Below are 14,972 nucleotides of genomic sequence, written 5' to 3'. Positions count from 1 at the left end.
CGCCAGGAACGCCTCCAGCACCGCCAGCCGCGCCGCATCGTCGGGCGCGGCCAGCACCGCGTCGGACATCGCCCGCCACTCCGGCCCCAGCACGCGGTCGACCGCGTCCCAGCGGTTGACCCAGGCCGGCACGTCCAGGCCGCTCAACGCGTGCATGGCCTGCGGATAAAACATCACCATCAATATCCGCACCGGCCCCGGATTGTAGGTGGCCATGGGCCGCGTCTGCGGGCCGACGAACACGGCGGGCATTTCGGTCTTCGGCATCCCCGGCGGTTGCACCACCTCGGCCTCGCCCTCGATGAACCAGGTGATCGAGCAATGCGGCGTGGCGGGGAAGTGATTGAAGCGGTCGGCCGGATCGGTCAGCGGCCGCTCCACCGTGCTGCGTGTGATGAGGGCGCGCACGCAGGAGGCCAGCGCGAAGGGCGGCACGATCAAGCGCGTCAGGGCTGGTTCGGTGTCGGACATTTGCAAAGTTTATACCAAAGCTGTCGCAAACGTTCAATACGGGCCGGCGGCGGCACGGCATAGTGAGGCATCATCACTGAAGGAAGCTGACATGGAACACGCCATCACCGCCGCCCCCACCCTGCGCACCGTCGAGAACCTGCCGGGACCACGTCCCTGGCCGCTGCTGGGCAACCTGCCGAACATGCGGCTCGATAGCATCCATCGCGATGTCGAGAAATGGAGCAAGCGGTACGGCCCCGTGTTCAGGATCAACATCGGCAACGTGCCGATGGTGGTGCTGGCCGGCCATGAGCTGGTCAACGCCGCGCTGCGCGACCGCCCGGACGGCTTCCGCCGCCCGTCCATCACGGCCGAGGTGTCGAATGAAATGGGCGGCCGTCCAGGCCTGTTCCTGGCCGAAGGCGCGGCGTGGCGCAACGAGCGCCGCATGGTGATGACCGCGCTGGCGCCGCACGCGGTGAAGGCCTACTTCCCTTCGCTGGTGAAGGTCGGCCTGCGGTTGCAGCGGCGCTGGCGCCAGGCCGCGCGCGACGGCAGCGCCATCGACCTGACCGAGGACCTGAAACGCTTCAGCGTCGACGTGATCGCCGGCCTGGCCTTCGGCACCGACGTCAACACCATCGATGGCGGCGAGGATGTGATCCAGCGCCACATGGACGCCATCCTGCCCGAGGTGTCGCGCCGCTCGTTCGCGCTGTTCCCGTACTGGCGCTACGTGAAGCTGCCGCGCGACCGCCGGCTCGACGAGAGCGTGCGGCAGCTGGACAAGGCGGTCGACCAGCTGATCGCCACCGCGCGCGCCCGCCTGGCGGCCGAGCCGCACCGGCGCGGGCATCCCGCCAATCTGCTGGAGGCGATGATCTGCGCGGCCGACGAGGGCGACAGCGGCGTCAACGACATCACCGTGGCGGGCAACGTCACCACGCTGCTGCTGGCCGGCGAGGACACCACCAGCAACACGCTGGCGTGGATGCTGTACCTGCTGCAAAAGAATCCGGCCGCGCTGCGCAAGGCGCGCGAGGAAGTGCAGCGCGTCGCGCCCGACACGGCGGCGTTCAGCATCGAGCAGATGGATGCGCTGGACTATCTGGACGCCTGCGCGCAGGAAGCCATGCGCCTGAAGCCTGTGGCGCCGTTCCTGCCGCTGGAGGCCTTGCGCGACAGCGTGATCGGCGGCGTCCGCATCCCCAAGGGCGGCCTGGTATGGTGCGTGATGCGGCATGACAGCATCAGCGAAGACCACGTGCCGCAGGCCGGCCAGTTCGATCCGGAACGCTGGCTGCAAAAAGGCGACGGCGCGATGAACAAGCATGTGTCGATGCCGTTCGGCTCCGGCGTGCGCACCTGCCCCGGGCGCTATCTGGCGCTGCTGGAGATCAAGCTGGCCGGCGCCATGCTGCTCAACAGCTTCGACATCGCCTCGCTCGACACGGTGGACGGCAAGGAGCCGGACGAGCTGATGGCCTTCACGATGTCGCCGGTAGGCCTGCGCATGCAACTGCGGAACCGTGTGAGCTAGGCATCCGCCACATCCAGATGGGCGGCAAAGCCAGACAGCCCCGGCGCCACACCGGCTTTCAACGTCATGGCGGGGATGTCGTAGTCGCCGCCGTTTTGAGGACGGAACGGTATCGGCGCGGTTTGCGCCAGCGTGTCGAGCCGCTCTGCGAATTCTTCGCACACGGCGGAGAACCGGGCGTCGTCCATGCGCTCGGCGCGATAGACCACCAGCGGCGGCAGCACATCGAAGCCGGGGTAGTACAGGATGCCATGCTGAATGGGGAACAGCAGGTCGTCGATGGCACCGTTGACGCCGCGCGGGCCGTAGTGCGACGCCCATCCGCCCGCCGTGACCACCAGCATGGCGCGCTTGCCGGCCAGCGTGCCCTCGCCGTAGCGGTCTCCCCAGCGCACATCCGAATGCTCACCGACGCCGTAGCCGAAGCCAAAGGCATAGACCCGTTCGACCCAGCCTTTCATAATGGCCGGCATGGAGAACCACCACATCGGGAACTGGAAGATGACGGTATCGGCCCAGCGCAGCTTGTCCTGCTCGCGGGCGATATCGGCGCTTTGCAGATCGTTGGCGTAGGCGCGCCGGGAATCGCCCACCGGATCGAAACGGTCGCCCACCGGGCCGCCGACGACATCGCCGGCATCGACCAGCGCCTTCCATTGCATCGCATACAGGTCGGATACCTGGACGGCGTGGCCCGCCGCTTCAAGACGCCGCACCGCAAAGTCCTTCAACGCGCCGTTCAACGACTTCGGCTCGGGATGGGCATACACAATCAGAACATTCATCACGCTACTCCTTGGCTGGAAAACACCAGCATAGGAGCGGATCAGGTATATTGAAAATGAATTTCCAATATTCCAGGTATAGCCATGAATAATCTCCGTCGTCTGGACCTCAACCTGCTGGTGACGCTGGACGTGCTGCTCTCGGAGCACAACGTGACACGGGCGGCGGAGCGTTTGAACTTTTCGCAGCCATCCATCAGCGTGCACCTGTCGAAGCTGCGCGACATCTTCGGCGATCCGCTGCTGCTGCCCGGGCCGCGCGGCATGCGGCCCACCGCGCGCGCCGAACAACTGCGCGAGCCCTTGCGGCTGGCGCTGGAAGCGCTGGGCCGCGCGGTGTCGCCAGCCAGTCCGTTCGATCCGCGCGAGGCGAATCAGACGTGGCGCGTGGCGGCCAGCGACTACGGCGAATCGACCATCCTGCTGCCAGCGCTGGCGGGCTTGCGCGCAGCGGCGCCGGGAACGCGGCTGGCGGTGCTGGAACTGACTCCGCCACGCATCGCCAGGCAGGCGGAATCGGGCGAGATCGACCTGGCCTTCCACACCAGCGAGGAAGCGCCGCCGGGCATGCGCCATCGGCTGCTGTTCCGGGAGCGTTACGTGCTGACGGGACGCAGCGGCCATCCGCGCCTGAAACGGCGGCCGACGCTGGCGCAGTTCTGCGCCATGGAGCATGTCATCGTATCGCCCGACGGCGGTGGCTTCAGCGGCGGCACGGACCGGGCGCTGGCGGCGGCGGGCTTGCCGCCACGGCGGGTGGCGCTGTCGGTGCCGCACTTTCTGTTTGTGATCTCGGCGCTGGCGAGTACCGATATGGTCGCGATGTTGCCGGAGCGGCTGGTGAAGAACCATCCCGCGCTGCGCTGCGTCGCGCCGCCGGTCGAGGTGCCGGGTTATGAGATGGCCATGTTGTGGCACGAGCGCTCGCATCGCGACCCGGCGCATCAATGGCTGCGCGAGTACATCGCCAGCGCGGTGGCTTGAGTATATACTTCGGCGCTGAAGGCTTGGTCACCAATGAAGGATGTATATGAAGATGCTGTCTCGCGTTGACGCGAACGTCGCTGCCGAAATTCACCGGCAGTTTCCGCAATTGAAGCAAATCAGGGAGCTGGACTCGGACGGCGGTATGGAGCGCGTGGCGATCTCCGTGTTCGACCACTGGCTCGACGACGAGAGCGAATGGCATTTGCTGGACTGCTTCGAAGGCCAGGAACGCGTACAGCGCAACAAGAAATTCGAGCAGCACTGGGCGGCGTTATTCGACCTGACGCCGGTCTACACGCTGCGTTATCGCGGCCGCTGGCCGGCCAAGGCCAAGCTGGCGTTGAAGCGCTACACCGACCGCGAAGGTTTCCTGCGCCAGTCGCGCTTCAACGACTACGGCGTGCCATCGCAATTCATCATCCTGCCGGAACTGGGCTGCATCTACGCGGCGGGCTGGGACGACACCAACATCCTGTATTTCAAAAACAAGGAACAAGCCGCACCAGTGCTGGAACTCGCCACGAAGGCCGGACTGTTCTGCCTGAATCCAAACCGCTGACGGGTATGCACACGGGGTGCTCCTCCGCGCTCCTTCTAGCAAAACCCCGATTTTCTCTTCTATTTTCTTCGATTTTTTCAAGCATTAGGCTATTTCCGGATTTGCCGGGCCAAATATGGGAGAGCCGAAAAAATAGTGGGGAAAATCGAATGAATGCCACAACGAGCGCGGTACCCCTTCCCTACAGCAGTCTCGCCGTTGCCTGCGGGGATATCGCTAAGGTCAAGGAGCCTTGAGGTCCGAAAGGATCAAAATCCTCAGCTCTTCGCCGCGATAAGCTCATAAGACTCTCTCTCTCAGGAGTCCATGATGACGAACGCAGTTTCTTCCGCATCCTCGCTGTTCGGCGTAGAATTTCATCATGCGTACCGTGGTTGAAACACCTGTTTTCGTCCGCTACGCCGCTGACATCTGGAGCGAAGACGAACGCATGGAATTCATTTCATGGATCGCCAATCATCCGGATGCTGGTGATGTTATTCCCGGCAGCGGTGGCTGCCAAAAAGTACGCTGGTCAACGCGGGGGAAAGGCAAACGAGGCGGTGCAAGAATAATTTATTTTTGTACCGCAAATGAAGTTATCTGGCTCCTGATCGTCTACGCGAAGTCAAAATTCGACAAGCTCCCGACAACGTTTCTGGCTAAATTGAGAGAAGGAATTGAAGATGCCACCTGAGAAAGAAGACTTCCAACGCGATTTGCTGGAATCGGTAAAGCAGATGCGCTCCGGCCAGGCAGCGCGGTTGACGCAGGTGGAAACGCCTGCGGCGGAAGAAGTGTCGCTGCGCCTCCCGGTTGAGGTGATCGAGCGCTGGAAAGCCACCGGACCCGGGTGGCAGCAACGCATGAGCGACTTGCTCAGTAAAACGGCGCCCTAGGCGCCGTTGTTTCAACTTACCGCAATCCGCTGGCCGCCTTGGCCAGGTCGGTGATCCGATCCCAGTCGCCGGCGGCGATGGCGTCTTTCGGCGTCAGCCACGAGCCGCCCACGCAGGCGACGTTCTTCAACGCCAGGAACTGCGACGCGGTCTCTTGCGAGATGCCGCCGGTCGGGCAGAACATCACGTCCGGCAGCGGACCGCCAATCGCGTTCAGCATGCCGATGCCGCCAGCCGGCACCGCCGGGAACAGCTTCAACTGGCGGAAGCCATGCTCACGCGCCGCCATCACTTCCGACGGCGTCATCACACCCGGCAGCAACGGCAGGCCGCTGCTCTTGGCGGCGGCGATCAGCGCCGACGTCAAGCCCGGCGACACGCCGAACACCGCACCCGCATCACGCGCGGCCGCAAACTCCTCCGGCTGCGTCAAGGTGCCGACGCCGACGATGGCGCCTTCCACTTCCGACATGGCCTTGATCGCGCCCAGGCCGTGCTTGGTGCGCAACGTCACCTCCAGCACGCGGATGCCGCCGGCCACCAGCGCGCGCGCCAGCGGGACCGCATGTTCAGGTTCGTCAATCGCGATCACAGGGATCACGGCCGAGGTACGCATAATGTCGAGCAGAGTCATGGTCATGATTTACGCTTCTTTCTTCATCGAGAAATCTTCATCGGAACCCGGCACAGTGTTGCCGACCGGGTCTTTGTCATGCAGGCCCACCGTGGTGGGAATAGGCGATGGCAGCGCGAAGGTGGTCGCGCCCTTCTCCGCTTCGCACACGCTGTTGCGGAACATGGCGAACAGTTCGCGGCCCATGCCCACGCCGTTCGGCGTCAGGTCGGCCGTGGCCAGCGAGCGCGAATGCCACACGCTCGATTCGACCAGTGCCTCCAGCGTGCCGGTACGGGCGCAGACGCGGATGATGTCGCCGTCGCGCACGAGGCCCAGCGGACCGCCGGCCAGGATTTCAGGCGACACATGGATCGCCGCCGGCACCTTGCCCGACGCGCCCGACATGCGGCCATCGGTGACCAGCGCCACGTGGCGGCCGGCGTCCTGCAGGTTGGCCAGCGCCGGCGTCAGCGCGTGCAGTTCCGGCATGCCGTTGGCGCGCGGGCCCTGGAAGCGCAGCACGGCGACGAAGTCGCGGTCAAGCTGGCCGGCCTTGTAGGCGTCCATGAAGTCTTCCTGCGAATTGAAGGTCAGCGCCGGCGCTTCCACCGTCTGGTGTTCCGGCTTGACTGCCGATACCTTCATCACGGCGCGGCCCAGGTTACCCTGTACCAGCACGGTGCCGCCGTCCGGCGAGAACGGCGAGGTGATCTTGCGCAGCACCGCCTCGTCGCCCGACTCGGTCGGCGCGTCCTTCCAGACCACGCCCTTGCCGCCCTCGCCCAGGAACGGCTCGGCGCAGTGCGCGCGCAGGCCCTTGCCCAGGATGGTGGTGACGTCGTCGTGCAGCAGGCCGCCGTCCAGCAGTTCGCGGATGACGAAGCCGGTGCCGCCGGCGGCGTGGAAGTGATTCACGTCGGCGTTGCCGTTCGGGTAGATGCGCGTCAGCAGCGGCACCACTTTCGACAATTCGTCGAAGTCGTTCCAGTCGATGACGATACCGGCCGCCTTGGCGATGGCCACCAGGTGCAGCGTGTGGTTGGTCGAGCCGCCGGTGGTGAGCAGCGCGACGATGGCGTTGACGATGGACTTCTCATCGACCACATGGCCGACCGGCAGGTATTCCTTTGATTGCGCGGTGATGACGGCGGCGCGGCGCGCGGCGGCCTTGGTCAGCTCGTCGCGCAGCGGGGTGTTCGGGGTGATGAAGGCGGCGCCCGGCAGGTGCAGGCCCATGACCTCCATCAGCATCTGGTTGCTGTTGGCGGTGCCGTAGAAGGTGCAGGTGCCGGCGCTGTGGTAGGACTGCGATTCGCCTTCCAGCAGTTCGGCGCGGCCAACCTTGCCCTGCGCGTACAGCTGGCGGATCTTGGCTTTCTCGGAGTTCGACAGGCCGGTGGTCATCGGGCCGGCCGGCACGAACACCGCAGGCAGATGACCGAAGTGCAGCGCGCCGATCAGCAGGCCGGGTACAATCTTGTCGCACACGCCCAGGTAGACGGCGGAGTCGAACATATTGTGCGACAGCGCGACCGCGGTGGCCATGGCGATGGCGTCGCGCGAGAACAGCGACAGCTCCATGCCCGGCTGGCCTTGCGTGACGCCGTCGCACATGGCGGGCGTGCCGCCGGCGAACTGGGCGACCGCGCCGACATCGCGCACCGCGTCCTTGATCAGCGCCGGGAAGCCTTCGAACGGCTGGTGGGCCGACAGCATGTCGTTATAGGCCGAGACGATCGCCACCGATGGCTTCTTGAGTTCCTTGAGCGACAGCTTGTCGTTGGCGGGGAAGGCGGCGAAGCCGTGCGCCAGGTTGGTACAAGCGAGCGCGCCGCGCTGGACGCCTTTGACGCGGGCCGCTTCAAGATGGGCCAGGTACGCGCCGCGCGACGGCTTGCTGCGCTGGATGATGCGTGCGGTGACGGTTTCTAGGACTGGATGCAACGCCATGATCGTTCCTTATGAATGAATTCCGTGAAATTTTACTACAAAATTTCGGATTCAGCCTACTTTTCTTATCCCGGCGCGTTGCCAGGCACATGGAAATGAGCTATCGCCCCAGGGCGCAACGCCCTTAGGGGCAGAGTTTTCACGGAACCGTAGTGAATTTACCTGATTTTCCTGTATCATTCACGCATCCCCTCCCTCAGACTTAACGACGCCCAACGATTATGCGCCAGCCAGCACTGACCTCCACGCCCAGCTTCCAAGCCCTTGAATCCCACGCCGCCGACGCGAAGAACTGGCAAATGCGCCAGCTGTTCGCCGCCGACGCGCAGCGCTTCCCCAAACTGACGGTGGACGCGGCCGGCCTGTTCCTCGATTATTCGAAGAACCGCCTGGATGCCAAGACCATCGGCCTGCTGCTGGACCTGGCCCGCGAACGCGGCGTGGAGCGCCAGCGCGACGCCATGCTGAACGGCGAGAAGATTAATCTTACCGAACATCGCGCGGTGCTGCACACGGCCCTGCGTATGCCGCGCGGCAAGGCGCTGACCGTGGACGGCCAGGACATCGCCCGCGACGTGCACGCGGTGCTGGACCAGATCAAGGCGTTCACCGACCGCGTACGCAGCGGCGCGTGGCTGGGCCACACCGGCAAGCCGATCACCGACGTCGTCAACATCGGCATCGGCGGCTCGGACCTGGGCCCGAAGATGGCCGTGCTGGCACTGCGCTCGTACGCCCATCCGCGCCTGAAGATGCACTTCGTCTCCAACGTCGACGGCCATGACATGGACGCCGCGCTGGCGCAGGTCAATCCCGAGACCACGCTGTTCATCATCGCCTCCAAGACCTTCGTCACCGCCGAGACCATGCTCAACGCCGGCACCGCCCGCAACTGGTTCCTGCAAACGGCCAAGGAAGAAGACCTGGCGCGCCACTTCGTCGCCGTCTCCACCAACATCGAGGCGGTGAAAGCCTTCGGCATCGACCCGGCCAATATGTTCCCGTTCTGGGACTGGGTCGGCGGCCGTTATTCGGTGTGGTCGGCGATCGGCCTGGCGGTGGCGCTGGCGGTGGGCTTCGGCTACTTCAGCGACTTCCTCGGCGGCGCGCACGCGATGGACGAACACTTCCGCGAGGCGCCGCTGGAGCAGAACATGCCGGTGCTGCTGGCGATGGTCGGCTTCTGGAACCGCCAGTTCCTCAACGCCGGCTCGCTGTCGATCGCGCCGTACCACCAGGACCTGAGCCGCTTCCCGGCCTACCTGCAACAGCTGGACATGGAGAGCAACGGCAAGCGCGTCACACGCGGCGGCGCCGAAGTCGACACGCCCACCTGCCCGGTGGTGTGGGGCGAGTGCGGCACCAATGCGCAACACGCCTACTTCCAGCTGCTGCACCAGGGTACCGACGTCACGCCGATCGATTTCATCGCCGCGCTGCGCGCCACGCACGACCTGGCGGGACATCACGACTCGCTGCTGGCCAACTGCTTCGCACAGTCGGAAGCCTTCATGACCGGCAAGACCGCCGCCGAAGTGCGCGCCGACCTGACCGCGCAAAAACTGAGCGAGGCCGAAATCGACGAACTGGTGCCGCACAAGACCTTCCCCGGCAACCGTCCATCCAACACCATTTTGATGGACCAGCTGACGCCGTCCACGCTGGGCGCGCTGATCGCGCTTTACGAGCACAAGACCTTCGTGCAGGGCGTGATCTGGGACGTCAACAGCTTCGACCAATGGGGCGTGGAGCTGGGCAAAGTCCTCGCGAAGAACATCCACGCCGAGCTGACCGGCGACATCAAGCCGGAACGCCACGACAGCTCGACCAATGGCCTGATCATCATGGCCAAGGCCGCACAGCACATCTAAGACCATGAGCACACCACAGATCGAAATCGCCTACGACGCCGTCATGCAAACCGGCGAGTGCCCGCTGTGGCACGCGCAGGAGCAGGCGCTGTACTGGGTCGACATTCCCGCCTTCACCGTGCACCGCCTCGATCCCGCCAGCGGCGCGCACCGCTCGTGGAAGCTGTCCAGCGAGCCGGCCACGCTGGCCGTCAGCGACCAGGGCGGCCTGGTGGTCGCCATGCGCAGCGGCTTCGCGCACCTGGACACCAGCAGCGACGAGGTGCGCCTGACCGAAATCGCCGCCGCGCCCTACGACACCGCCATCACCCGCTTCAACGACGGCCACGTCGACGGCGCCGGACGCTTCTGGGTCGGCACCATCTACGAGCCGCGCGACAAGCCGGCCGCCGAGATGTTCGTGCTGGAGCGAGGCACGATCCGCAAGGCCTGGTCGGGCGGCATGACCAACTCGAACGGCCTGGGTTTCAGCCCGGACTACAGCGCCATGTACCACGCCGACACCAGCGCCCACCGCGTCACGAAGCTGGACTTCGACGTCGCCAGCGGCAAGGCCTCCAACCAGCGTCTGCTGCACCAGTTCTCGATGGACAAGGAAAACAACTACGGCGGCCGTCCCGACGGCGCGGCGGTCGACAGCGAAGGCAATTACTGGGTCGCGATGTTCGAAGGCGCGCGCCTGGTCAAGCTTTCGCCCGACGGCGAGTTGATCGGCGAGATCGCGCTGCCGGTGCGCTGCCCGACCATGATGGCCTTCGGCGGCGCCGACCTGCGCACGCTGTACGTCACCAGCGCGGGCGCGCGGCCGGCGCCGGAATTGGCCCAGTACCCGCTCAGCGGCAAGCTGCTGTCCATCCGCGTCGACGTGGCCGGCCGCACGGAGCCGGCCTATATCGAATAAACTATATGTTGCATCCGCAGCATTTGTAGTAAATTTTCTTGCAATACAACAAATCGTGTAGTAAATTTACAGTTACATCCCACTTTCAGCACTCTACATACTGCGAATAATTATGGCTCTTACCGATTTTGACCTGGTTCTGTTTGGCGGCAGCGGCGATCTGGCGATGCGCAAATTGCTGCCCGCGATGTACGCCCGCGACGTCGCCAACGACTTGCCCGCCACCGCCCGCATCATCTGCGTCGGCCGCGCCGACGCCAGCCAGCAAGACTTCCTGCACACCGTAGAGACCACGTCCAAACCGCACATCAAGTCGCCGGCCGTCACGCCGGCCGCCTGGGCCAAGTTCACCGCGCGCATCGTCTACGTGTCGCTCAACGCCACCGACTCCGGCAGCTACAGCTCGCTGGTCGAGGCGCTGCGCAAGGACGACGCCATCACCAAGGTCTACTACCTGGCGACGCCGCCGGCGATCTTCTCGCAGATCTGCGAGAACCTCAAGGCCAACGGCCTGGTGACCAAGAACTCGCGCGTGGTGCTGGAAAAACCGCTGGGCCGCGACCTGGCCTCGGCCAAGCAGATCAACGCCGAAGTGGGCCAGGTGTTCGAGGAATCGCAGATCTACCGTATCGACCACTACCTGGGCAAGGAGACCGTGCAGAACCTGCTGGCCCTGCGCTTCGGTAACATCCTGTTCGAGCCGCTGTGGCGCCGCGAGTGGATCTCCGACGTGCAGATCACCATCGCCGAGAAGCTGGGCGTGGGCAACCGCATGGGCTACTACGACACCTCGGGCGCGCTGCGCGACATGCTGCAGAACCACCTGCTGCAATTGCTGTGCATCGTGGCCATGGAGCCGCCGACCTCGATCGCGCCGGACGCCGTGCGCGACGCCAAGCTGCAGGTGTTGCGTTCGCTGAAAAAATTCACGCCGACCACGCTGGCGCAGAACATCGTGCGCGGGCAGTACCGTGCCGGCCACGTGGACGGCAAGGCCGTGCCGAGCTACCGCGACGAGCCGGATGCGCCGGAACATTCGCGCACCGAGACCTTCGTGGCGATGAAGGCGGAAATCGACACCTGGCGCTGGGCCGGCGTGCCGTTCTACCTGCGCACCGGCAAGCGCATGGCCGACGGCCTGGCCGAGATCGTGGTGCGCTTCAAGCAGATCCCGCATTCGATCTTCGCGCAGCCGACCAACAGCTTCCAGCCGAATTCGCTGGTGATCCGCTTGCAGCCGGACGAAGGCCTGCGCATGAACCTGATGGCCAAGACGCCCGGCGACGGCATGCGCCTCAAGCAGGCCGAGCTGGAACTGGACTTCCGCGAATCGTTCAAATCGCCGCGCATGGACGCCTACGAGCGCCTGCTGCTCGACGTGCTGCGCGGCCAGCTGACCCTGTTCATGCGCGGCGACGAACTGGAAGCGGCGTGGGAATGGGTCGAGCCTATCCTGAACAACTGGGAGGCCGACGACAGCTTCCCGATTCCTTACGCCTCCGGCACCTGGGGCCCGGCCGCCGCGTCGGCCCTGATCGGCCGCGACGGCCTGCAATGGCGCGAAGAAGCGCTTCCTGAGGACTAAATGCTGTTAGATTCCATCCGCACCCAGCTCGACTCGCTCTCCAAATCGGAGCGCAAGGTCGCGCTGGCCGTGCTTGATCATCCGGGCCAGACGGTCAGCCAGAACATCACCGCGCTCGCCAAGAGCGCGCAGGTGTCGGAGCCGACCGTGGTGCGTTTCTGCCGCACGCTGGGTTACGACGGCTGGCACGAGTTCAAGCTCAAGCTGGCGCAAGGCCTGGCGCTGGCCCTGCCCGGCCTGAACGAACAGCCGACCCAGGACGACCTCGCGGCCGACCTGGTCAACAAGATTTGCAGCCGCTCGATCAACACCCTGCTGGACCTGCGCAACAACCTCGACCCCGAAGCGATCCAGAAAGCGCTGGACATCCTGTCCAAGGCCAACAAGATCGAGTTCTACGGCCAGGGGACGTCGGGCATCGTGGCGGCGGACGCGCAGCACAAGTTCTTCCGCTCCGGCGTGCCGACGGTGGCGTATGCCGACCCGCACATCCACAGCATCGCCGCCGCGTTGCTGCGCGCGGGTGACGCGGTGGTGGCCATTTCGCAGCGCGGCAATAGCCCGTCGCTGGTGCGCTCGATCAAGCTGGCGCGCCGCGGCGGCGCCGACGTGATCGTGCTGGCGCCGTCGGGCACGCCGCTGGCGGATTTGGCGACGGTGCTGATCCCGATCGACCTGATCTTCAACATCGATCCGTACACGCCGATCTCGGCGCGGCTGGCGTACCTGGTGGTGATCGACGTGCTGGCGGTCGGCCTGGCACTGCAACGCGGTCCCGAGTTCCGCAAGAAAATGCAGAACGCACAGAAGGCCTTGCAGGAATTCGACCTGCAGTTCGATTCCTTCATCAGCTAAGAAAAAAGCGGACGTCCACGACGTCTGCTCTTGTGCAAAGCGCGGCCATCCAGGCCGCGATACGCTGGAAGTTGCTCCACACTCCAGCTTCTCTCTCAATATGGACTTCATCGGCATCAGCGGCTTGGTCGTTTCCATCGCTGGCTTTGCGCTATCGCTGTGGCAAATCGGCAAGGCGCGCACGGCTGCCGAGGCGGCAAGGGCCGCTGCCAGGGAAGCCGTCGCTGCGGTGCGAGCAATTCACGCAGTCGCCGACATCCAGGAAATTTGTGGCCGCTCCCGCAATCTCTTCAGTTTGTTCCGAGCTGGAAACGTAAAAGCGGCCGCGAGCGCTGCATTTGAACTCCGCGAACTAGTCGCCCGGTTTCATGCGACCGACGCCGCGCACCAGTTAGCCAGCGCGGAAACGTGGCAGCAGGCGTTCAACAGCATGTGTGCGATACACGATAGATTGGAATACGCAGCTATGGTAAAAACTCTCAATCGTCGCGAACGCGAAACCTCGCTCCACGAGATATCTCAGCTCCACACCCAGTTCAGCACTTTCGCAGCAGTCGCTGCGGAGAAAGGAGTCAATCATGGAAATTCCCGATGAGTACCAAGAAATTATTGAAGGGCTCTCAAAAGCCACAGATGACGAGCGCATCAGATGGACATTGGAACAATTTGGTTTGGAATTCGAAGTGGCTGGCTTCAAATTAGTCCTCGATATAGGCAATGACTTCGAACGAAAGGTGGCATACGTAACGTTCGCACTCACAGAAAAAAGCGGCAAAATGCTGGACATCTGGCGTGTCGACGAAGGGTGTCCGGAATATGACTTTTTGTACGGCCTGTACCTGAGGGCCAGACGCAAGGCGCTCGGCATCCCCCAACGGTTGGAGCGCATCAGGGATGAGCTCAGGAAATCGAACATCATCGGCGAGGCATCGCCGGCCGCAGAGAAAGCGGATGCAACCTCCTGATTGCCGTTCTTGACGCCTTGCGACAGATGTCACATAATTCGTGACATCTGTCGCGTAAAGGCGTCGTATGTTCATTTCCACCCTTCTGATGTTCCGTTTTCTGCTCGCCAGCCTGGGCTGCATGGCCGCCGGCCTGGTGGTGTGGGCAATGACCGCCGCTTGCCGCCGCTACCTGCCGCAGGTCGCCGCGCAACGTTCCATCTGGCTGCTGGGCCAAGTGACGATCGTCGCGACCTTCCTTGCGTTCCTGCTGCCGCATGGCGAGCGACTGCGCCTGCTGCCACCAATCGAACTGCCCGAAACCATGCTGTCCGCTCCCGCCGCGCCAGGCCACGCCGCCGTGCCGTCGCCGGCCGATGCCGTGGCCACTGGCAGCACCGCGCCGACGGACTACCGCGCCTGGCTGACCTTCGGCGCGGAAGCCTGGCTGTCGCTCTACCTGCTGGGACTGGCCTACACCACAGGCCGCGTGCTGCAAGCGCACCGCACACTGAACGGGCTGGCCGCCACCGGCGAGCATCTGATCCTGACCAGCCGGCATCAAGGCCTGGACGCAGCCGCGCCGCCGCCTGAGCTCACCATCATCGAAGTCGACGCGCCAATTTCGCCGATGCTGTTCGGCTGGTTCCGCCCGCGCCTGTTGTTGCCGCGCCATCTGCGCAGCTTCGAGCCTTTGCAACAGCAGATGATCGTCGAACACGAACTCACGCATCTGCGCCGCCACGACCTGCAATGGATGAGCGCCGGCGTCGTGCTGCAAACGGTGTTGTGGTTCAATCCCTTCATGCGCCTGCTGCGCGACAACCTCGCATGGGCGCAAGAGCTCGGTTGTGACCGCGATGTGCTGCGCAACCGTCCACCTTCTCAACGCAAGGCGTATGCGGCCGCGCTGGTGGCGCAGCTGCGGTTGCAGCCGCATCCGGTCAAGGCCGCGCTGGCCTTCGGCGGCGTCAGCGCGCGCACGGTGGCGGCACGCATCGGCCTGATCCGAGAACCGGCCGCCTTGCCGCGCAGCGCGTGGGCGCGC

The 14,972-nt window shown here is 64.4% G+C and carries 16 protein-coding genes; 12 read left to right on the top strand and 4 right to left on the bottom strand.

Going from position 1 to position 14,972, the window contains the following annotated elements; all coding sequences use genetic code 11:
- On the bottom strand, positions 1-471 hold a 471-nt coding region (locus GTP90_RS32170), incomplete at its 3' end, for a DUF6597 domain-containing transcriptional factor (RefSeq protein WP_371875156.1).
- 91 nt (positions 472-562) lie between these two features.
- Between GTP90_RS32170 and GTP90_RS32165 the strand changes: the two genes are divergently transcribed.
- Positions 563-1,993: a cytochrome P450 gene (locus GTP90_RS32165; RefSeq protein WP_161087333.1), complete on the top strand. Its 1,431-nt coding sequence runs from the start codon at positions 563-565 to the stop codon at positions 1,991-1,993.
- Here GTP90_RS32165 and GTP90_RS32160 read toward each other — a convergent pair.
- Positions 1,990-2,778 carry an NAD(P)H-dependent oxidoreductase gene (locus tag GTP90_RS32160; protein ID WP_161087332.1) on the bottom strand — a complete coding sequence of 263 codons (789 nt, stop codon included), beginning with the start codon at positions 2,776-2,778 and terminating at the stop codon, positions 1,990-1,992. The two genes, GTP90_RS32165 and GTP90_RS32160, sit on opposite strands and share 4 nt — an antisense overlap.
- Before the next feature lie 84 nt (positions 2,779-2,862).
- Here GTP90_RS32160 and GTP90_RS32155 point away from each other — a divergent pair, with 84 nt between their 5' ends.
- The 4 genes from GTP90_RS32155 (at position 2,863) to GTP90_RS32140 (ending at position 5,202) form a co-directional block, all read left to right on the top strand.
- Entirely contained in the window at positions 2,863-3,762 is a 900-nt protein-coding gene (locus tag GTP90_RS32155) for a LysR family transcriptional regulator (protein WP_161087331.1), read from the top strand.
- 46 nt (positions 3,763-3,808) lie between these two features.
- The gene (locus GTP90_RS32150) at positions 3,809-4,324 is read left to right on the top strand and encodes a hypothetical protein (RefSeq protein WP_161087330.1); all 516 of its coding nucleotides are present in this window, start codon (positions 3,809-3,811) and stop codon (positions 4,322-4,324) included.
- Between the two features lie 361 nt (positions 4,325-4,685).
- Positions 4,686-5,000 carry a transcriptional regulator gene (locus GTP90_RS32145; protein ID WP_161087329.1) on the top strand — a complete coding sequence of 105 codons (315 nt, stop codon included), beginning with the start codon at positions 4,686-4,688 and terminating at the stop codon, positions 4,998-5,000.
- Entirely contained in the window at positions 4,990-5,202 is a 213-nt protein-coding gene (locus tag GTP90_RS32140; RefSeq protein WP_161087328.1) for a BrnA antitoxin family protein, read from the top strand. Before GTP90_RS32145 ends, GTP90_RS32140 begins: the two co-directional genes overlap by 11 nt.
- A gap of 16 nt (positions 5,203-5,218) precedes the next feature.
- Here GTP90_RS32140 and eda read toward each other — a convergent pair whose 3' ends face one another.
- Together eda and edd are read right to left on the bottom strand one after the other, a co-directional pair.
- Positions 5,219-5,842, bottom strand: a complete 624-nt coding sequence (gene eda / locus GTP90_RS32135) for a bifunctional 4-hydroxy-2-oxoglutarate aldolase/2-dehydro-3-deoxy-phosphogluconate aldolase (protein WP_161087327.1) — start codon at positions 5,840-5,842, stop codon at positions 5,219-5,221.
- 3 nt (positions 5,843-5,845) lie between these two features.
- A complete protein-coding gene (gene edd, locus GTP90_RS32130; RefSeq protein WP_161087326.1) occupies positions 5,846-7,768 on the bottom strand; it encodes a phosphogluconate dehydratase in 1,923 nt (640 codons plus the stop codon).
- Between the two features lie 221 nt (positions 7,769-7,989).
- Here edd and pgi point away from each other — a divergent pair, with 221 nt between their 5' ends.
- The 7 genes from pgi to GTP90_RS32095 form a co-directional block, all read left to right on the top strand.
- Positions 7,990-9,639: a glucose-6-phosphate isomerase gene (gene pgi, locus GTP90_RS32125; protein ID WP_161087325.1), complete on the top strand. Its 1,650-nt coding sequence runs from the start codon at positions 7,990-7,992 to the stop codon at positions 9,637-9,639.
- A gap of 4 nt (positions 9,640-9,643) precedes the next feature.
- A complete protein-coding gene (locus GTP90_RS32120) occupies positions 9,644-10,540 on the top strand; it encodes an SMP-30/gluconolactonase/LRE family protein (protein WP_161087324.1) in 897 nt (298 codons plus the stop codon).
- A 112-nt stretch (positions 10,541-10,652) separates the two neighbouring features.
- A complete protein-coding gene (gene zwf, locus GTP90_RS32115; protein WP_161087323.1) occupies positions 10,653-12,125 on the top strand; it encodes a glucose-6-phosphate dehydrogenase in 1,473 nt (490 codons plus the stop codon).
- A complete protein-coding gene (locus tag GTP90_RS32110; protein WP_161087322.1) occupies positions 12,126-12,980 on the top strand; it encodes an SIS domain-containing protein in 855 nt (284 codons plus the stop codon). It abuts the gene before it with no gap.
- A 100-nt stretch (positions 12,981-13,080) separates the two neighbouring features.
- Entirely contained in the window at positions 13,081-13,575 is a 495-nt protein-coding gene (locus GTP90_RS32105) for a hypothetical protein (protein WP_161087321.1), read from the top strand.
- Entirely contained in the window at positions 13,559-13,945 is a 387-nt protein-coding gene (locus GTP90_RS32100; RefSeq protein ID WP_161087320.1) for a hypothetical protein, read from the top strand. The genes GTP90_RS32105 and GTP90_RS32100 overlap by 17 nt, the downstream gene beginning before the upstream one ends.
- Before the next feature lie 67 nt (positions 13,946-14,012).
- Positions 14,013-14,972 (top strand): M56 family metallopeptidase (locus GTP90_RS32095; protein WP_161087319.1); only part of this gene is annotated, 960 nt, incomplete at its 3' end.

The sequence above is a fragment of the Duganella vulcania genome, from assembly GCF_009857655.1.
Classification (GTDB): Bacteria; Pseudomonadota; Gammaproteobacteria; order Burkholderiales; family Burkholderiaceae_D; genus Rugamonas; species Rugamonas vulcania.
Note: the sequence above shows the minus strand (reverse complement) of the source record. Positions and strands in the feature narration are given on the sequence as shown.